Origin of the sequence: Rhodopseudomonas faecalis, assembly GCF_003217325.1 — a bacterium.
Lineage (GTDB): Bacteria > Pseudomonadota > Alphaproteobacteria > Rhizobiales > Xanthobacteraceae > Rhodopseudomonas > Rhodopseudomonas faecalis.
Genome location: NZ_QJTI01000009.1, coordinates 25,008 through 44,246, shown reverse-complemented (window position 1 = coordinate 44,246; position 19,239 = coordinate 25,008). Strand labels below are relative to the sequence as shown.

Annotated in this window: 15 protein-coding genes; 14 read left to right on the top strand and 1 reads right to left on the bottom strand. The window is 64.1% G+C overall.

What is annotated here, in order from left to right; all coding sequences use genetic code 11:
* Positions 1-113 precede the first annotated feature (113 nt).
* The 7 genes from BJ122_RS09095 (at position 114) to BJ122_RS09065 (ending at position 9,075) form a co-directional block, all read left to right on the top strand.
* Positions 114-1,181, top strand: coding sequence for an HlyD family secretion protein (locus tag BJ122_RS09095; RefSeq protein ID WP_110780754.1), 1,068 nt, complete (start codon positions 114-116; stop codon positions 1,179-1,181).
* The gene (gene rbbA, locus BJ122_RS09090; protein ID WP_110780753.1) at positions 1,178-3,967 is read left to right on the top strand and encodes a ribosome-associated ATPase/putative transporter RbbA; all 2,790 of its coding nucleotides are present in this window, start codon (positions 1,178-1,180) and stop codon (positions 3,965-3,967) included. The genes BJ122_RS09095 and rbbA overlap by 4 nt, the downstream gene beginning before the upstream one ends.
* 3 nt (positions 3,968-3,970) lie before the next feature.
* A complete protein-coding gene (locus BJ122_RS09085) occupies positions 3,971-5,083 on the top strand; it encodes an ABC transporter permease (RefSeq protein WP_110780752.1) in 1,113 nt (370 codons plus the stop codon).
* Between the two features lie 198 nt (positions 5,084-5,281).
* Positions 5,282-5,803: a PAS domain-containing protein gene (locus BJ122_RS09080; protein ID WP_110780832.1), complete on the top strand. Its 522-nt coding sequence runs from the start codon at positions 5,282-5,284 to the stop codon at positions 5,801-5,803.
* On the top strand, positions 5,778-7,100 hold the full coding sequence (locus BJ122_RS09075; RefSeq protein ID WP_110780751.1) for a methyl-accepting chemotaxis protein: 1,323 nt from the start codon (positions 5,778-5,780) through the stop codon (positions 7,098-7,100). The genes BJ122_RS09080 and BJ122_RS09075 overlap by 26 nt, the downstream gene beginning before the upstream one ends.
* Before the next feature lie 200 nt (positions 7,101-7,300).
* The gene (locus BJ122_RS09070; RefSeq protein WP_110780750.1) at positions 7,301-7,858 is read left to right on the top strand and encodes a cytochrome b; all 558 of its coding nucleotides are present in this window, start codon (positions 7,301-7,303) and stop codon (positions 7,856-7,858) included.
* A gap of 320 nt (positions 7,859-8,178) precedes the next feature.
* Positions 8,179-9,075, top strand: coding sequence for a CHAD domain-containing protein (locus BJ122_RS09065; protein WP_181418912.1), 897 nt, complete (start codon positions 8,179-8,181; stop codon positions 9,073-9,075).
* A gap of 62 nt (positions 9,076-9,137) precedes the next feature.
* Here BJ122_RS09065 and BJ122_RS09060 read toward each other — a convergent pair whose 3' ends face one another.
* On the bottom strand, positions 9,138-9,341 hold the full coding sequence (locus BJ122_RS09060; protein ID WP_110780748.1) for a YgaP family membrane protein: 204 nt from the start codon (positions 9,339-9,341) through the stop codon (positions 9,138-9,140).
* 101 nt (positions 9,342-9,442) lie between these two features.
* Between BJ122_RS09060 and BJ122_RS09055 the strand changes: the two genes are divergently transcribed.
* The 7 genes from BJ122_RS09055 (at position 9,443) to BJ122_RS09025 (ending at position 19,224) form a co-directional block, all read left to right on the top strand.
* Positions 9,443-9,748 (top strand): ArsR/SmtB family transcription factor, encoded by a 306-nt coding sequence (locus BJ122_RS09055; RefSeq protein WP_181418911.1) that lies wholly within the window; start codon positions 9,443-9,445, stop codon positions 9,746-9,748.
* A gap of 17 nt (positions 9,749-9,765) precedes the next feature.
* Complete coding sequence (locus BJ122_RS09050) at positions 9,766-10,743, top strand: efflux RND transporter periplasmic adaptor subunit (protein ID WP_245407671.1); 978 nt, start codon at positions 9,766-9,768, stop codon at positions 10,741-10,743.
* Positions 10,740-13,976 (top strand): efflux RND transporter permease subunit, encoded by a 3,237-nt coding sequence (locus tag BJ122_RS09045; RefSeq protein ID WP_110780747.1) that lies wholly within the window; start codon positions 10,740-10,742, stop codon positions 13,974-13,976. The genes BJ122_RS09050 and BJ122_RS09045 overlap by 4 nt, the downstream gene beginning before the upstream one ends.
* Positions 13,977-14,715: 739 nt before the next feature.
* A complete protein-coding gene (gene kdpF, locus BJ122_RS09040; protein ID WP_037268452.1) occupies positions 14,716-14,805 on the top strand; it encodes a K(+)-transporting ATPase subunit F in 90 nt (29 codons plus the stop codon).
* 9 nt (positions 14,806-14,814) lie between these two features.
* Positions 14,815-16,518, top strand: coding sequence for a potassium-transporting ATPase subunit KdpA (gene kdpA / locus BJ122_RS09035; protein ID WP_110780746.1), 1,704 nt, complete (start codon positions 14,815-14,817; stop codon positions 16,516-16,518).
* A 24-nt stretch (positions 16,519-16,542) separates the two neighbouring features.
* Complete coding sequence (gene kdpB / locus BJ122_RS09030) at positions 16,543-18,609, top strand: potassium-transporting ATPase subunit KdpB (RefSeq protein ID WP_110780745.1); 2,067 nt, start codon at positions 16,543-16,545, stop codon at positions 18,607-18,609.
* 12 nt (positions 18,610-18,621) lie between these two features.
* The gene (locus BJ122_RS09025; protein ID WP_110780744.1) at positions 18,622-19,224 is read left to right on the top strand and encodes a K(+)-transporting ATPase subunit C; all 603 of its coding nucleotides are present in this window, start codon (positions 18,622-18,624) and stop codon (positions 19,222-19,224) included.
* Positions 19,225-19,239: the final 15 nt, after the last annotated feature.

Here is a 19,239-nt window from a genome sequence, read left to right as displayed (position 1 = left end):
TGAAGACTATTCTAAGAACAGGTCAACAACTGTTGATATAAGTCAAGGTAGTCTAGGGTTTCGATGCGTAGTCGTGAAGTCTTCCGTTGCCTAGGCTGTTGAGAGAAGCGTCGATGACGAAGGATTGGAAGCGCTGGCTGCTCATTGCCAGCGTGGCGATTGCAGCCGGAGGTTATGCCGGCTGGGTGAAATTCGGCACGGCGTCGCTGCCTTCCGGCATCGCCAGCGGTAACGGCCGGATCGAGGCTACCGAAATCGACGTCTCGACCAAAGCGCCCGGCCGGATTCGTGAAATCCTTGTCAAAGAGGGCGACTATGTGACCGCCGGCCAAGTGCTGGCGCGCATGGACACCGATCAGCTCGAAGCGCAGCGCCGCCAGGCTGAGGCGCAGCTGCGCCGCGCCACCATCAGCGTCGAGACCGCCAAGAGCCTGGTCGCGCAGCGCGAGGCAGAGCGGACCGCGGCGGTGGCGGTGATCGCGCAGCGTGAAGCGCAGCTCGATTCCCTGCATCGCAAGCTGGTGCGCGCCGAAACGCTGATCAAGACCAGCGCGGTGTCGCAGCAGGTGCTGGATGACGACCGCGCCAATGAACAGGGCGCGCAGGCCGCGGTCGCCGCGGCGAAGGCGCAGCTCGCGGCCACCGAGGCCGCGATCAGCGCCGCCAATGCGGCGGTGATCGATGCCGCCGCCGCGGTCGATGCGGCGAAGGCGGCGATCGAGAGCATCACCGTTGAGATCAACGACAGCACGCTGAAATCGCCGCGCGATGGCCGCGTGCAATATCGTGTGGCGCAGCCGGGCGAAGTGCTCGCCGCCGGCGGCCGGGTGCTCAATCTGGTCGATCTCGGCGACGTTTACATGACGTTCTTCCTGCCAACCACCCAGGCCGGGCAGGTGGCGCTCGGGGCGCCGGTGCGGCTGGTGCTGGACGCCGTTCCCCAATACGTGATCCCGGCCAAAGTGACCTTTGTCGCCGATGTCGCGCAGTTCACGCCCAAGACGGTCGAGACCGAGGAGGAGCGGCTCAAGCTGATGTTCCGGATCAAGGCGCACATTCCGCACGAGTTGCTGCGCAAATACATCCAGCGCGTCAAAACCGGGCTGCCGGGCATGGCCTATGTCCAGCTTGATCCCAAGGTCGATTGGCCCGCCAGCCTGCACGGAAAACTCGTGCAATGACCCCGATGCCGGGCGGTGCGTCGGCGAAGCCGGTGGTCCGGCTCGGCGGCGTCGGGCTGCGCTATGGCGCCACGGTCGCGCTCGACGGCATTTCGCTCGACATTCCCGCCGACCGCATGATCGGTCTGATCGGGCCGGACGGCGTCGGCAAATCCTCGCTGCTGTCCTTGATCGCCGGTGCGCGCGCCGTGCAGCAGGGTCAGATCGAGGTGCTGGGCGGCGATATCGTCGATTTCCGCCATCGCCGCCGGGTGTGCCCGCGGATCGCCTACATGCCGCAGGGGCTCGGCAAGAATCTCTATCCGACGCTGTCGGTGTTCGAGAATGTCGATTTCTTCGGCCGGCTGTTCGGCCATTCCAAGCGCGAGCGCGAGGCGCGCATCGCCGAGCTGTTGAAAAGCACCGGCCTTGATCCGTTTGCGGATCGGCCGGCCGGCAAATTGTCGGGCGGCATGAAGCAGAAGCTCGGCCTGTGCTGCGCGCTGATTCACGATCCCGACCTGCTGATCCTGGACGAGCCGACCACCGGCGTCGATCCGTTGTCGCGCCGGCAGTTCTGGGAGCTGATCGACAGCATTCGCGCCTCGCGCCGGGGCATGAGCGTGATCGTCGCCACCGCCTATATGGAAGAGGCGGCGCGCTTCGATTGGCTGGTGGCGATGAATGCCGGCAAGGTGCTGGCCACCGGCACGCCGGATCAGCTGCTGCAGCAGACCGGCGCCAACAATCTCGATGCGGCCTTCATTGCGCTGCTGCCGGAGGAAGAACGCCGCGGCCATGCCGAAGTGGTGATTCCGCCGCGGCCGGCCATGGTCCGCAGCGAACCGGCGATCGAAGCCGAACATCTCACCATGCGCTTCGACAGCTTCACCGCGGTCGATAACGTCTCGTTCCGGATCGAGCGCGGCGAAATCTTTGGCTTCCTCGGCTCCAATGGCTGCGGCAAGACCACCACCATGAAGATGCTCACCGGCCTGTTGGCGGCGAGCGAAGGCAAGGCCAAGCTGTTCGGCGGCGAGGTCGATCCGCGCGACATGGCGATCCGGCGCCGCGTCGGCTACATGTCGCAGGCGTTCTCGCTGTATAGCGAGCTGACGGTGCGCCAAAATCTCGATCTGCACGCCCGGCTGTTCCAGATGGCGCCGCAGGCGATTCCGGCCCGCATCGTCGAGATGTCGCAGCGCTTCGATCTGGTCGAGGTGATGGACGAATTGCCGGACGCGCTGCCGCTCGGCATCCGGCAGCGGCTGTCGCTGGCGGTGGCGATGATCCACTCGCCCGACATTCTGATCCTGGACGAGCCGACCTCCGGCGTTGATCCGGTGGCGCGCGACGGCTTTTGGCAGATCCTGTCCGACCTGTCGCGCAAGGACAATGTCACGATCTTCGTCTCGACCCACTTCATGAATGAGGCGGAGCGTTGCGACCGCATCTCGCTGATGCATGCCGGCAAGGTGCTGATCAGCGACAGCCCGGACAAGATCATCGCCTCGCGCAGCGCGGCCTCGCTGGAAGACGCCTTCATCGCCTATCTGGAAGAAGCGATCGGCGAAACCGCGGCGCCGAGCCCGGCGCCCAGCGCGGCGCCTGTTGCCGCAGCAGCCCCCGCGCCGGTGGCGGCCGCGCCGCGGCGAGGCTGGGTTGCGGCGCTGCGGCGCTGGTTCGATCCGCGGCGGATGTTTGCCTATACGCGGCGCGAGGCGCTCGAGCTGCGCCGCGACCCGATCCGCGCCGCGATGGCGATGCTCGGCAGCGTGGTGCTGATGTTCGTGCTCGGCTACGGCATCAATCTCGACGTCGAAAAGCTGTCGTTCGCCGCGCTCGACCGCGACGACACCGGCATCAGCCGCGATTACATTTTGCAGATTGCCGGCTCGCGCTATTTTTCGGAAAAGGCGCCGATCACCGACTACGCCGATCTCGACCGGCGAATGCGCAGCGGCGAGCTGACGCTGGCGATCGAGATTCCGCCCGGGTTTGGTCGCGACGTATCGCGCGGCCAAAAGGTCGAAATCGGCGCCTGGATCGACGGCGCCATGCCGGCGCGGGCCGAGACCACCCGCGGCTATGTGCAGGCCATGCATCTCAGCTGGCTGACCCAGAAGGCGCGCGAGATCTATGGCGACGCCGCGGCGGTCGGCAAATTCCAGATCGCGATGCGCTATCGCTACAATCCCGGCGTCAAGAGCTTGGTGGCGATGGCACCGGCGGTGATTCCGCTGTTGCTGCTGATGATCCCGGCAATGCTCGCCGTGCTCAGCGTGGTGCGCGAAAAAGAACTCGGCTCGATCATCAATTTCTATGCGACGCCCACCACACGGCTGGAATTCTTGGTCGGCAAGCAGTTGCCCTATATCGCCTTGGCGATGCTGAACGCGGTGCTGCTGACCGCATTCGCGATCGTGGTGTTCCAGGTGCCGTTCACCGGCAGCTTTATCGCCTTCACCTGCGGCGCGCTGCTCTATGTCGCGATCGCCACCGCGATCGGCCTTGTGCTGTCGACCTTCATGAAAAGCCAGATCGCGGCGATCTTCGGCACCGCGCTGATCACGCTGATCCCGGCGATCCAGTTCTCCGGCCTGATCGATCCGGTGTCGTCGCTGCAGGGCTTTGGTGCCTTGATCGGCCAAGTGTACCCGACGACCTATTTCGTCAACATCACCCGCGGCGCGTTCTCCAAGGCGCTCGGCCTGTCCGACATGTGGTCGTCATTCGTGCCGCTGTTGATCACCGCGCCGCTGCTGGTGGTGCTCGGCACCGTGCTTTTGAAAAAGCAGGCGAGGTGAGCCATGCGCCTGGCCAACATCCTGCAACTCGGCATCAAGGAGCTGCGCGGCCTGCTGCGCGATCCGATGCTGATCGCGCTGATCATCTATGCCTTCACCGGCTCGATCTATGTCGGCTCCAAGGCGATCCCGGAATCCTTGAACCATGCGGCGATCTCGATCGTCGATGAAGACCGCTCGCCGGTGTCCTCGCGGCTCGTGACCGCGTTCACGCCGCCCTATTTCTCGGTGCCCAAGCTGATCTCGCAGCACGAGATGGACCGGCGCATGGACGCGGGCATGGACACGTTCGCGATCGACATTCCGCCGCAGTTTCAGCGCGATCTGCTCGCCGGCAAGTCGCCGACCATCCAGCTCAACATCGACGCCACCCGCATGACCCAGGCGTTCACCGGCGGCGGCTATGTGCAATCGATCGTCACCAGTGAACTGAACGAGTTTCTGAGCCGGCACCGCGCGGCCACCAGCGTTCCGGTCGAACTGGCGCTGCGGGTGCGGTTCAACGCGCAGATCAACAAGGGCTGGTTCGGCGCCATCAACGAGCTGATCACCGCCATCACCATGCTGTCGATCATCCTGACCGGTGCCGCACTGATCCGCGAACGCGAGCACGGCACCATCGAGCATCTGTTGGTGATGCCGGTGACCCCGCTCGAAATCATGGTCAGCAAGATCTGGTCGATGGGGCTGGTGGTGCTGGTCGCCTCGGCGATTTCGCTGCTGTTCGTGGTCGAGGGCGTGCTGGCGGTGCCGATCCAGGGCTCGATGGCGCTGTTCCTGTTCGGCGTGGTGCTGCATCTGTTTGCCACCACCTGCATGGGCATTTTCCTCGCGACCGTCGCCGGCACCATGCCGCAATTCGGCTTGCTGCTGATGCTGACGCTGCTGCCGCTGCAGGCGCTGTCGGGCGGGCTGACGCCGCGCGAGAGCATGCCGCAGATCATTCAGGACATCATGCTGCTGGCGCCCAACACCCATTTCGTGTCGATGGCGCAATCGATCCTATTCCGCGGTGCTGGCCTTGATGTGGTGTGGCCGCAATTGCTGGCGCTGCTGGCGATCGGCTCGGTGCTGTTCGTGTTCTCGCTCGGGCGCTTCCGCCGCTTCCTGCGTTGACCGCGTGGCCTGGTTCGGCGCGAAACATTTCAAAAAAATGCAATTCTAGGTAGTTGCTCAAATGTCGGCTCAATTGCTGTCATTTGATTAGTTGCCGTCCGGGAAAAACCCGACCGCAAAGACTTTGGCGCCTTCCGTTTTTATTAAGACAAGTTGTCGTAAAACTACGGGGTCCTTCGCTAGTTGGAATGGCGCCAGATGTCATCATCGATCAAGCCGACGAGTGTCGAACGGTTGTTCGACACTGACGACATCATTGTATCGAAAACCGATTTGAAAGGGCGGATCACCTACGCCAACCCGGTGTTCTGCCGCATTGCAGGGTATGACGAAGATGAGCTGCTCGGTCAGCCGCACAGCATCATCCGTCATCCCGACATGCCGCGCTGCGTGTTCAAGCTGCTGTGGGATACGCTTGAAGCGCGCCGCGAGATTTTCGCCTACGTCAAGAACATGGCGAGGAATGGCGACTTCTACTGGGTATTCGCCCATGTGACGCCGTCCTACGGCGCTTCCGGTGAGGTGGTTGGCTATCACTCCAATCGCCGGGTGCCGGACCGTCGTGTGCTGGCTGCGATCGAGCCGCTTTATGCCGAACTGCTGCGGGAAGAGCAGTCGCATCGCAACGGCAAGGATGCGCTGGCCGCAGGATATCGCCGCCTTTTGGATTTCGTGACAACAAAGAACATGAGCTATGACGAGCTTATCTTCGCTCTCTAAGATCGGTATCGGTTTGGCGATCGCCGCCGCGGGCGTGGTGCTCGCCGCCGGCTCTGCGCTGGCGGGGATCTTCAATCTGCAGATCGTCGCGCTGGTTGCCGCGCTGGCCGGCCTGGGCCTCGCCTTGTCCGGCCTGTTGCGGCTGAACGCGGCACTCGCCGAGGTCACGACGGTCTGTGCTAGGCTGTCCAAAGGGGATTTTGAAGCGCGCCTGCAAGGCTGCCGCGAGCACGGCAAGTTCGGCCTGATGCGCGAGTCGTTCAACGACATGATCGACCGCTGCGACGCCTTCGTGCGCGAGGCCGGCGCCGCGATGGCCGCAGTGCGCGACAACAAGTACTATCGCCACATCCTGCCGCAGGGTTTGCACGGTTCGCTGCGCATCGCGAGCCAGACCATGAACGAGGCGATGCAGGTGATCGAACGCCGCGTCGCCGCTTTCAACGCTAACACCGATCGGTTCGAGGGCGCGATCAGCGAAGTGATCGAAACCGTGTCGTCGGCCTCGGGCAATATGGGCACCACCGCCGGCAGCCTCGGCCGCGGCGCCACCGCAACGCGCGAGCGCGCCAATGCGGTGTCGGCTGCGTCGCATCAGGCTGCCGCCAATATGGAGACGGTGGCCGCCGCGACGGCTGAACTGTCCGGCGCCGCTCATGAGATTTCCCAAAATGTCAGCCGGTCGGCGCAGATCGCGCGCGATGCGGTCGAGCAGGTCGAGCAGGCACGGCAGACCGTCGGCAGCCTGAACACGGCCACCGACCGGATCGGTTCGATTGTCGAACTGATCGAGGAGATCGCCTCGCAGACCAATCTGCTGGCGCTCAATGCGACCATCGAAGCGGCGCGCGCCGGCGAGGCGGGGCGTGGCTTCTCGGTGGTCGCGCAGGAAGTGAAGTCGCTGGCCGCGCAGACCGCGCGCGCCACCCAGGATATCGTGGTCAGCATCAACGAAGTGCAGACCACCACCAAAGCGGCGGTCGATGCCATCTCGATGATCGGCGGCGCGATCGGTCAGGTCGATGAGATCACCCAGCGGGTGGCCGAGGGCGTGCAGGCACAAACGCTGGCGACCGGCGAAGTGGCGCGCAACATCGAGCAGGCCTTTGCCGGCATCCGCGAGATCTCCGGCAATATCCAGGCGGTCAGTGCCGACGCCGGCGAGACCGAGCAGCACGCCGAGACCACGCTACGCGCCTCGGGCACGCTCGCGGAACAATCGACCTCGCTCGGCGAAGCGGTGCGCGAATTCCTGCGCTCGCTACGTCAGGGACCACGCGCCGAGCGCGCGGCGTAATCGCCGCGCCACCGAGTGCCCGCTAATCGTTTGCATTATCGCGGCGATTGCCGCGGCTGAACGACGCACAGCTTGCAAGCTACGCGCGAAATCGCGCTATTCGGATTAACTCCGAGTAATGTGCAACTATCGGGTCATGACTCGATCGCAGCTCCGTGGCATAGACTGCCGGGGGCCCTCAGAAACTTCAGGAAAAAAGCATGACGACAACCGATTCCACCGCCAGTAGCTCGGGCAACTACGACAGCGTCGCGATTGCACTGCATTGGATCATTGCGCTGTTCATCATCGCGCTGGTGACCAGTGCGCAGATCGCCAGCGGCATGGAAGGTCCGCAGCGTGGCGCGATCTTGGGGTGGCATAAGGCCGGCGGCGTGATCGTGCTGTGCTTGGTGCTGCTGCGTTCGCTGTGGCGTATCACTCACCCGGCGCCCGAGCCGATCAAGACCTCGCCCGGACTCGACTTGATCGCCAATGTGGTGCACCGCGTGTTCTATCTGCTGCTGTTGGCGATGCCGATCTCCGGTATTCTGATGTCGTTCTACTTCGGTCGCGGCATCGACCTGCTCGGCATCCCGCCGCTGCTCGAGAAGAACGTCGAACTCGCCAAGACCTTCGGCGCTGCTCACGGCATGATCATGAATGCCATTATGGCGCTGGTGCTGGTGCACGTGTCGGCCGCGCTGTGGCATCACTACGGCCGCCGCGACGGTACGCTGGCCCGCATGGTGCCGTGGCTGCGCCGCTCGGCGAACTAAGTACCACTGGCCATTGGGCCGTGTTCTGGCCGCGCGTCATGCATGTGACGCGCGGCCTTTTCGTTTGCGGCGCTGCAATCAGCGCCCTCGTCACAAAACTGTCATACGTCATTCAGGTTGTTTGCTTTCTTGAAAGCAACCACATTGCGATGCTAGAAATTCGGCGCACACAGCAAGGCTAGGCGTCGCGTTGTAGACGCCGTGGTTGGACGTTGATGGTCAGATCCACCAACAGCGCCGTTCGACAGGATGCGGCGCCCGCAGTCTCCGAGCGTCAGCAAAGCCGCGTTGCCAAACGCGCCGCTGCAGCGAAGCCTGCGGTGAAATCGGAACCGATCGAGCTGCCGCAAGACATCGATAGCAGCACCGCGTTTCAACTGATCGCGGCATCGATCTTCCGGCAGGTGGGCGCCAATGAGGGCGCGGTGCGCTCCGCCAATCCACAAGGCGTGCATCAGATGCGCATCGGCTTGCGCCGCATGCGCGCGGCGATCTCGGTGTTTGCGCAACTGGTCGATGATCCCGAAACCACCCGGCTCAAGCAGGAGCTGCGCTGGCTCACCGGCCGGCTCGGCCCGGCGCGCGATCTGCATCTGCTGGCGCTGCGGCTAAGGCGCGCGCGCGGCGCGGCGCCCGAGCGGCAGAAGCGGCTGCAGGTGGTGGAGACGATGCGCAATGAAGCGCTCGCCACCGCGATCGCCGCGCTGGCCACGGATCGCTACCGCAAGCTGCAAACCGACGTTTGGGCTTGGATCGAGGCGGGGGATTGGCTGGGCGGCGCCGCGCGCCGCCAAGTGCCGCGCCGGGCGCGGGATTTCGCCGATGCCGTGCTGGCCAAGCGGGCCCGCAAGATCGCGCGCCGCGCCCGTGAGCTCGAGGCGCTCGACGTCGAAGGCCGCCATCAGCTCAGAATCGCGGCCAAGAAGCTGTACTACGCGATGGGCTTTTTCGAGTCGCTCTATGACGGCCGCAAATCGCGCGAGCGGATGGCGGACTATCAGCGCAAGGTGAAGGAGCTGCTCGATCACCTCGGCGCGCTCAACGATCTTGCCGTGCAGCAACAGCTGACCGGATCGCTGACGCCGGTGGTCCGGCAGTCCGACGGCCTGGCGGTGATCGCGCCGTCACGCCATGAACGCACCAAGACCGAGCGGCTGCTGAAATCGGCCGGGCGCGCCGGCCGGGAGCTGGCCGACGCGAAATCGTTCTGGGATTAGCGCCGTGCGGGCTCCGATCGGATCGGAGCCGCCGGGCGCGATCACCTCCCCCGGCGCTTCCGTCAGCGGAACGCGTGGCCGGGGGCGATGCCGAGCTTCTTGAACACCATCGCCGCCGGGCAGAACCCGGTGAACGCCGCCTGGATCATGTTCAGGCCGGCAAAGGCCGGCAGCAGGTACCAATAGGGGCTCACCAGCCAGCCAAGCGTCAGGCCGGTCAGGATCACCACACCGGCAAAGGCGAGCACGGCTTTGTCGAGATTCATGCGAGTTCCTCCAAACTGTTTCCGGGCACGATTGCCCTGTCGTCTTGACGCTATATTCGAATATCCGTATATACGCAACTATGAAAACAAAAGCTGAATTGATGGAAGCTGCCGCCGACCAGGCCAGCGAATTGCTGAAAGCGCTGTCAAACCGGCATCGGCTGATGATCGTGTGCCAGCTGCTCGACGGCGAGCGCTCGGTCGGCCAGATGGCGGAGGCGCTCGGCTTGCGGGACTCCACGGTGTCCCAGCATCTCGCTTTGCTGCGCAAGGATGGCCTGGTTGCCTGCCGGCGCGACGCGCAGACCATCTTCTATTCGATCGCGAGCGGACCCGCGCGCGAGGTGCTGAGCACGCTTTACAAGGTGTTCTGCCCCGAGGCGCCAACGACATCCAACGAGGCATGACAGTGATGCGGCACAGAATGACATTCGGACTCACCGCCATGATGATGGTCGCGGCGACCAGCGCGCAGGCTGAGAGCGTCACCGTCGCGCAGCGCTCGGTGGCCGATGAAAAGGCGGTGTTCGCCACGGTGGAGAGCACCAGCGTGGTGCCGGCCCGCAGCCGGATCGGCGGCACCATCATCGACCTCGACGTGCGCGAGGGCGACGCGGTCACGCAAGGGCAGCGCATCGCCACCGTCGCCGACGACAAGCTGGCGCTGCAATTGAAGTCACTCGATGCGCAGATCCGCGCGCTGCAGGCGCAGGCCAGCCAGGCGCAGATCGACTTCACCCGCGTCGAAGGGCTGGTCGAGCGCGGCACGCTGCCGCGCGTCAAGCTCGACGAGGTACGCACCGCGCTGAACGTCGCCGAAAACGGCCTGCGCGCGAAAACCGCCGAACGGGCGGTGATCCAGCAGCAGACCGAGGAAGGTCAGGTGCTGGCGCCGGCCGCCGGCCGGGTGCTGCGCCGGCAGGCGGTCGCGGGTTCGGTAGTGCTGCCCGGCGATCCGGTGGTGATGATCGCCCAGCAGGATTTCAAGCTGCGGCTGCGCGTGCCGGAGCGCCACGCCCGTTTCCTGAAAGCCGGCGACGGCATTCGCATCGACGGCGAAGCCTTTGCCGATGGCAAAATGCGCACCGGCACCGTCGATCTGGTCTATCCGCAGATCGAGGACGGCCGCGTGATCGCCGACGCCCGGTTCGACAATCCGCGCGAATATTTTGTCGGCGATCGGCTGCGCGTTTGGATTTCCGGCGGCGACCGCACCAGCTTCGTGGTGCCGGCTTCCTATGTGCTGACCCGGTTCGGCATCGACTATGTGCAGCTCAAGCGCAATGGCACGATCGCCAATGTGCCGGTGCAGCGCGGTCGGCCGCTGCCGAGCGCTGAGCAACCCGATGGCATCGAAATCCTGTCCGGTGTGCGCGCCGGCGACGAGCTGGTGCGGCCGTGAAACTTGGATTGTCTGGAAAACTGACCCGCGCCACCATCGGCTCGCCGATGACGCCGCTGTTCCTGCTGGCGGCGCTCGCGGTCGGCTTGATGGCTCTGGTGCTGATCCCGCGCGAAGAAGAACCGCAGATCAGCGTGCCGATGGTCGATATTCGCGTCAACGCCGACGGTCTGCGCGGCCCCGACGCGGTTGAACTGGTGACCAAGCCGCTGGAGACGATCGTCAAATCGATCGACGGCGTCGAGCACGTCTATAGCCAGACCGAGGACGACCGCGTGCTGGTGACGGCGCGCTTCCTGGTCGGCACCACTGCCGAGGACGCGATCTTGCGCGTGCACGAAAAGGTGCGCGCCAATTACGATCGGATTCCGGTCGGCATCCCCGAGCCGCTGATCATCGGCCGCGGTATCAATGACGTCGCGGTCACGGTGCTGACGCTGTCGCCGCGCCCCGAGGTCGCCGAGCGCTGGACCGACAAGGATCTGTTCGAGCTTGCCGACAAGCTGCGCTCCGAACTGATGAAGGTCGATAGTATCGGCCTGACCTATATCGCCGGCGGCGCCGCGCAGCAGATCCGCGTCGAGCCCGACACCGAAAAGCTGTCGCTGTTCGGCGTCACGTTGCAGCAACTCGTTGCCAAGGTGAAGGACGCCAACCGCTCGTTCCTGGCCGGGCCGGTGCGTGATGCCGGCACGGTGCGCAGCGTGTCGGCGGGGCAGACCCTGTCCGGCATTCCCGATATCGGCATGCTGCTGATCACCACGCGCGATGGCCGCCCGGTCTATGTCAAGGACGTGGCTTCGGTGGTGATCGGTCCCAACACGGTCGAGCGCCGGGTCTGGAACGAAGCGCCGGACGCCAACGGCCAGTGGCAGCGCGTGCCCGCGGTGAGCGTGGCGCTCGCCAAGCGCGCCGGTGCCAACGCCGTGGTGGTGGCCGAGGAGATCGCGCAGCGCCTCGACACCCTGAAGGCCCGGCTGATCCCGGCCGACGTTCAGGTTACGGTGACGCGCGACTATGGCGATACCGCCAACGAAAAAGCCAACGAACTGCTGCTGCATCTTGGCATCGCCACCCTTTCGATCGTGGTGCTGATTGCGGTGGCGATCGGCTGGCGCGAAGCGCTGGTGACCTTGGTGGTGATCCCCACCACGATTCTGCTGACGCTGTTTGCCGCCAATTTGATGGGCTACACCATCAACCGCGTCAGCCTGTTCGCGCTGATCTTCTCGATCGGCATCTTGGTCGACGACGCGATCGTGGTGGTGGAGAACATCGCGCGGCACTGGGCGATGCGCGACGGCCGGCCGCGTGAACAGGCCACCATCGAAGCGGTCGCCGAAGTCGGCAACCCGACCGTGGTCGCGACGCTGACGGTGGTGGCGGCACTGCTGCCGATGCTGTTCGTGTCCGGCTTGATGGGGCCGTATATGGCGCCGATCCCGGCCAATGCCTCGGCGGCGATGGTGTTCTCGTTTTTCGTCGCCATGGTGGTGGCGCCGTGGCTGATGGTGCGGCTGGCGCCCAAGCGTCTGGTGATGACCGGCGGTCACGACGATCATGGCGGCCATGACGAAGGCCGGCTCGGCCGGCTGTATCGGCGGTTCGCAACGCCGATCGTCGCCAGCCGCCGCTCCGCCTGGCTGTTCCTGATCGGCGTCGGTCTCGCCACGCTGGCATCGATGGTGCTGTTCGCCACCAAGTCGGTGACCGTCAAGCTGCTGCCGTTCGACAATAAGAGCGAGATCGCGGTGGTGGTCGATCTGCCCGAGGGCGCCAGCCTGGAAGACACCGAGCGCGTGCTGCTCGGTGCCGCCAACATCGCGCGCGGTCTGCCGGAAGCGCGTTCGATCCAGACCTATGCGGGCACGCCGGCGCCGTTCAATTTCAACGGCCTGGTGCGGCACTATTATCTGCGTGAACGTCCGGAGCTGGGCGAGCTGCAGGTCAATCTCGCGCCGCGTGGTGATCGCAAGCGCGCCAGCCACGACATCGCGCTCGATCTGCGTCAGCAGCTCAAGGGGCTGCAGGCGCCGGCCGGCACCAGCATCAAGGTGGTCGAGGTGCCGCCGGGACCGCCGGTGCTGGCGACGCTGCTCGCGGAAATCTACGGTCCGGACGCCGCCACGCGCCGTGCCGTCACCCAGGAGGTCAAGAAGATCTTCGGCAAGGTGCCGTTCATCGTCGATATCGATGACTCGATCGGCGAGCAGCGGCCGCGGCTGCGGCTGGTGATCGACCAGGACAGTCTGGAATTCTTCGGCGTCGAACAGCGCGATGTCTATGACACCATCCAGACGCTGTTCAGCGGCGTGCCGGTCGGCTACTCGCACCGCGGCGAAGATCGCAATCCGATCGAAATCGTGGTGCGGTTGCCCAAGAGCGGCCTGACCTGGAACGAAGCCTTGGCGGCGACGCCGGTGCCGGCCAACACCGTGCCGGGCAGCAAGACCGTGGTCGAGCTTGGCCAAGTGGTGAAGGCGGTGCGCGAAGATGGCTCGCCGCTGATCTTCCGGCGCGACGGCCGCTTCACCGACATGGTGATGGCCGAACTCGCCGGACGGTTCGAGGCGCCGCTCTATGGCATGCTGGAAGTCGGCAAGCTGATCGACGCCCATGATTGGGGCAATCTGCCGAAGCCGACCATCAGCATGTACGGTCAGCCCAAGGACGAGTCCAAGCCGTCGCTGCTATGGGACGGCGAATGGGAGATCACTTATGTCACGTTCCGCGACATGGGGGCGGCGTTCGGCGCGGCGATCCTCGGCATCTATGTGCTGGTGGTGGCGCAGTTCGGCAGCTTCCGGCTGCCGCTGGTGGTGCTGACGCCGATCCCGCTGACGCTGATCGGCATCCTGCTCGGCCACTGGCTGTTCGGCGCGCCGTTCTCGGCGCCGTCGATGATCGGCTTCATCGCGCTCGCCGGCATCATCGTGCGCAACTCGATCCTGCTGGTCGATTTCATCCGCCATTCCGGCGGCGAAGGAAAATCGCTGCGCGAGACCGTGCTCGATGCCGGCGCGATCCGGTTCAAGCCGATTCTGCTCACCGCACTGGCGGCGATGATCGGTGCGGCGACGATTTTGCTCGATCCAATCTTCCAGGGTCTGGCGATCTCGCTGCTGTTCGGCCTCGCGTCATCGACCTTGCTGACCGTGCTGGTGATCCCGGCGATCTATATCGCGCTGCGCGGTGACCGTCCGGCAGCGACGCCGAGCAGCACCACGACTTAACTGAACCGGCTTCAACTCCGGTCTAGCCACAAGGGCCGCGGCCTCGTCATCAAGGTCGCGGCCTTTGCTTTTGCAGATCAGCTCTCAATGATGGGCTGCAACTGTCGGTGCGAACGTTCGTCGTTGCAGTGTTGATACCACTCCGCACGTCATGGCCGGGCTCGTGCCGGCCATCGACGCCTTTGATCTTGTGGCGATTTCAAGACGTGGATGCCTTGCGACAAGCGCGGGCATGACGGCCATTGGTACCAGCCGATGGTCGTGCGACCGTTGCGTAATGCAGCGCGCTGTTGGTTCGGTGATCGTGACGCGCTGTGACACTATGACCGAGCTTGGCATTGCGTGGCCGCGTTGCCTTTCGGCTGCGCGGTCGCATGATGAGATTCAGCACTCCATCAACATCCGAGTGCTGATGAGTATGGTGAATTGCGGTCGCTACCCAATGCCGTCGCAAGAACGCGGCTTCGTGATCTCTCGGCGATAAAATCGACGTTCTACCAAGCGGATAGCGCTGTTGGCGACCGGCCTTCGCGAGCCGGCGTCCGGCATCTTTATGCGGCCCTTATGCGGCCGATCATAAATCCGCATCGCTTCCTTATGAAGCCAGTCTTACCAGCATTCGGATTCGACCCTTTTGGAGGCTTCGATGCTCGATCTCTTCATGCTTGGTCTTGGCCTTGGTCTGTTCGTCGCGACCATTGGCTACACCTATGTCTGCGAACGCTTTTGAGGTGATGCCATGTCTTTCGACCTTGCGCTCGCGGCGGCGGTAGCCGGCGCGCTGCTCGGCTACCTCGTCTATGCGCTGCTGCGCCCCGAGAAATTCTAGGAATGCGTGATGAATCTCTATGATTGGCTGCAAATCGCAGCATTCTGCACCGTGCTGGTGGCGCTGACGCCGCTGCTCGGTGCCTATCTCACGCGCGTGTTTGATGGTCAGCGCACTTGGCTTTCGCCTGTGCTGCGGCCGATCGAAATCGTGCTGTACCGCGTCGCCGGCGTTGATCAAAAACAGGAACAGCATTGGGTGTCGTACACCATTGCGCTGCTGCTGTTTCATGTCGCGGGCTTTCTGTTCCTGTATCTGCTGCTACGCCTGCAAGCGCTGCTGCCGCTCAATCCGGCGGGGCAGGGGCCTGTTGCGGCTGATCTGACGTTCAACACCACGATGTCGTTTCTGACCAATACCAATTGGCAGAACTATGGCGGCGAATCGACGATGTCGTATCTGTCGCAGATGCTCGGCCTCACGGTGCAGAACTATCTGTCGGCGGCGAGCGGCATTGCGATCTCGCTGGCGCTGGTTCGCGGCTTCGCCCGTGCATCCTCGCATACGGTCGGCAATTTCTGGGTCGATGTCACCCGCGCCACGCTCTATGTGCTGATGCCGATCTGCGTGCTGCTGGCGCTGTTCTTCGTCTGGCAGGGCATGCCGCAGACTTTGAACCCGTACGTCGAAGCGACCACCCTGGAAGGCGCCAAGCAGACCATTGCGGTCGGCCCGGTGGCGTCGCAGATCGCGATCAAGTTGCTCGGCACCAATGGCGGCGGCTTCTTCAACGCCAACGCCTCCCATCCGCTCGAGAATCCGACCGCTCTGTCGAACAATATGCAGATGCTGGCGATCCTGATGATCGGCGCGGCACTCACCAATGTGTTCGGCCGCATGGTCGGCAATCAGCGCCAGGGCTATGCGATCTTCGCGGCGATGGGCGTGCTGTTCCTGGCGGGCGTTGTGGTCTGCTACGGGGCGGAATCCTACGGCACCCAGACGTTGCAATCGCTCGGCCTGAGCGGCGGCAACATGGAAGGCAAGGAAGTCCGGTTCGGCATCGTCGGCTCGGCGTTGTTTGCGGTGGTCACCACCGCGGCGTCGTGCGGCGCGGTCAACTCGATGCACGACTCTTTCACCGCGCTCGGCGGCATGATTCCGCTGATCAATATGCAGCTCGGCGAGATCGTGATCGGCGGCGTCGGTGCCGGCCTGTACGGCATGCTGCTGTTCGTGATCCTCACCATTTTCCTGGCCGGCCTGATGGTTGGGCGCACCCCGGAATATGTCGGCAAGAAGATCGAAGCGCGCGAAGTCAAAATGGCGATGCTCGCCATTCTGGTGCTGCCGCTGATGATTTTGGGCTGGACCGCCATTGCGGTGGTCTATCCGCCGGCAGTGGCGTCGATCGCCAATCCGGGCCCGCATGGCTTTAGCGAGGTGCTGTACGCCTTCACGTCGCAGACCGCCAATAATGGCTCGGCCTTTGCGGGGCTCACTGGCAACACGCCGTTCTACAACGTGGCTGGTGGCATCGCGATGTTCGTCGGCCGGTTCTGGATGATCGTGCCGGCGATGGCGATTGCCGGCTCGCTGGCCGCCAAGAAATCCGTGCCGGCTTCCAGTGGCACGTTCCCGACCACCGGCGCGCTGTTCGTCGGCTTGTTGGTCGGCGTGATCCTGATCGTCGGGGGCCTCACTTTCTTCCCGGCGCTCGCAGTCGGTCCGATCGTCGAGCATCTGGCGATGCTCGCAGGCGATCTGTTCTAGCGGTTACGATTGGAGCCAAAAACAATGGACGTTTCCAAACTGCGCAAGCGGATGCCGGTGACGACGCTGCTCGATCCGTTGATCGTGCTGCCGGCGATCGGCCAGGCTTTCGTCAAGCTGAACCCGCGCACCCTGGTCAAGAATCCGGTGATGTTCGTGCTCGAGGTGGTCACGGTGCTGACCTCGGTGCTGCTGATCCGCGATCTGATCAATGGCCGCGATGATCTGTGGTTTGAAGTGCAGATCGTGGTCTGGCTGTGGTTCACGGTGCTGTTCGCCAATTTTGCCGAAGCGATCGCGGAAGGTCGCGGCAAGGCGCAGGCCGACGCGCTGCGCCAGACCCGCACCGGCACCGTGGCCAAGCGGCTGCTGATGAATGACAATCAGCAGCTTTATGAAGCGGTGCCGGCCGAGCAGCTGCAAAGCGGCGATCTGGTGGTGTGCGAAGCCGGCGATGTCATCCCGGGCGACGGCGAAGTGATCGAAGGCATCGCCTCGGTCAACGAAGCCGCGGTCACGGGTGAATCAGCCCCGGTCATTCGTGAATCCGGTGGTGACCGCTCGGCGGTGACCGGCGGCACCACGGTGATCTCGGACCGGATCGTGGTGAAGATCACCTCGTCGCCCGGCTCGTCGTTCCTTGATCGCATGATCCGGCTGGTGGAGGGCGCCGAGCGGCAGAAGACGCCGAACGAGATCGCGCTCAACATCCTGCTGGTCGGGCTGTCGATCATCTTCGTGATCGCGACCGCGACCATTCCGAGCTTTGCTGCCTATGCCGGCGGCACCATCTCGGTGATCGTGCTGGTGGCGTTGTTCGTGACCTTGATCCCGACCACGATCGGCGCGCTGCTGTCGGCGATTGGCATTGCCGGCATGGATCGGCTGGTGCGCTTCAACGTGCTGTCGATGTCCGGCCGTGCGGTCGAGGCCGCGGGCGATATCGACACGCTGCTGCTCGACAAGACCGGCACCATCACCTTCGGTAACCGCCTCGCCACCGAGATCATCCCGGTGCCGGGCATCACCGAATTTGAAGCGGCAACCGCGGCGCTGCTGGCCAGCGAGGCCGACGAGACCGCGGAAGGCCGCTCGATCGTGGTGCTGGTGAAGCGTAAATTCGGAGTGATCAATCCGCCCTCCGATCAGGCGCGGCCGATTCCGTTCAGCGCCATGACCCGGCTGTCAGGCGTCGATCTCGACGGCCGCAAGCTGCGCAAGGGCGCGGTGGAATCGATCCTGAAATTCGTGCGCAGCGAAGGCAATAACGACGCCGAGCCGTCCGCATTCCGGGTCGCGGTCGAGCGCATCTCGCGCTCGGGCGGCACGCCGCTGGCGCTCGCCGATGGCGGCCGTCTGCTCGGCGTGATCCACCTCAAGGATGTGGTCAAGCCGGACGTCAAGGAACGGTTCGCCGCGCTGCGCCGCATGGGCATCAAGACCGTGATGATCACCGGCGACAATCCGGTCACCGCGGCCTCGATCGCCTCGGAAGCCGGCGTCGATGACTTCATCGCCCAGGCCACGCCCGAGGACAAGCTGCGCTATATCCGCAGCGAGCAGGCCCAGGGCCGGCTGATCGCGATGTGCGGCGACGGCACCAATGACGCACCGGCGCTGGCGCAGGCCGACGTTGGTGTGGCGATGCAGACCGGCACCCAGGCGGCGCGCGAGGCCGGCAACATGGTCGATCTTGATTCCGATCCGACCAAGCTGATCGAAGTGGTGGAGATCGGCAAGCAATTGCTGATGACGCGCGGCGCGCTGACCACCTTCTCGATCGCCAACGACGTCGCGAAATATTTCGCGATCATCCCGGCAATGTTTGTGGCGTTCTACCCGCAGCTCGATGCGCTCAACATCATGGGTCTGCAGACGCCGCAAAGCGCGATCCTGTCGGCGATCATCTTCAACGCGCTGATCATCATCGCGCTGATTCCGCTGGCGCTGAAGGGCGTCACCTATCGGCCGATCGGTGCCGCTGCGCTGCTGCGCCGCAACCTGTTGATCTATGGCCTGGGCGGCATCGTGCTGCCGTTCGCCGGCATCAAGTTGATCGACCTTGCGGTCAACGCGCTGCATCTTGTGTAAGGACTCTTTGTGATGTTGAAACAAATTCGTCCCGCGATCGTGTCGTTCACGATCCTCGCCGCCATCACCGGGCTCGGCTATCCGCTGGCCATCACCGGCATCGCGCAGCTGGTGATGCCGGAAGAGGCCAATGGCAGCTTGATCAAGCAGAACGGCCAGGTGATCGGCTCGGAACTGGTGGGGCAGGCCTTCACACAGGACAAGTACTTCCATGGTCGCCTCTCGGCGACCACGGGGCCTGATCCGCAGGATTCCAGCAAGTCGGTGGCATCGCCCTACAATGCCGCCAATTCGATGGGCTCCAATCTCGGGCCGACCAGCGCGGCCTTGAAGGATCGGCTGACCGCCGATGTCGCTGCTGCCAAGAAGGAAAATCCGTCGGCCGAAGTGCCGGTCGATCTGGTGACGACGTCCAGCAGCGGCCTTGATCCGCATATCTCGCCGGACAGTGCGCTGTTCCAGGTGCCGCGTGTCGCCAAGGCCCGCGGCATCGACGAGGCCAAGCTCCGCGACCTGGTGCAAAGCCAAATCGAGGATCGCGACTTGGGAATTTTTGGCGAGCGGCGCGTCAATGTACTGAAACTCAACCTGGCTCTCGATAGGATGGGGTCCTAAAGAGAGCGGAGAGAG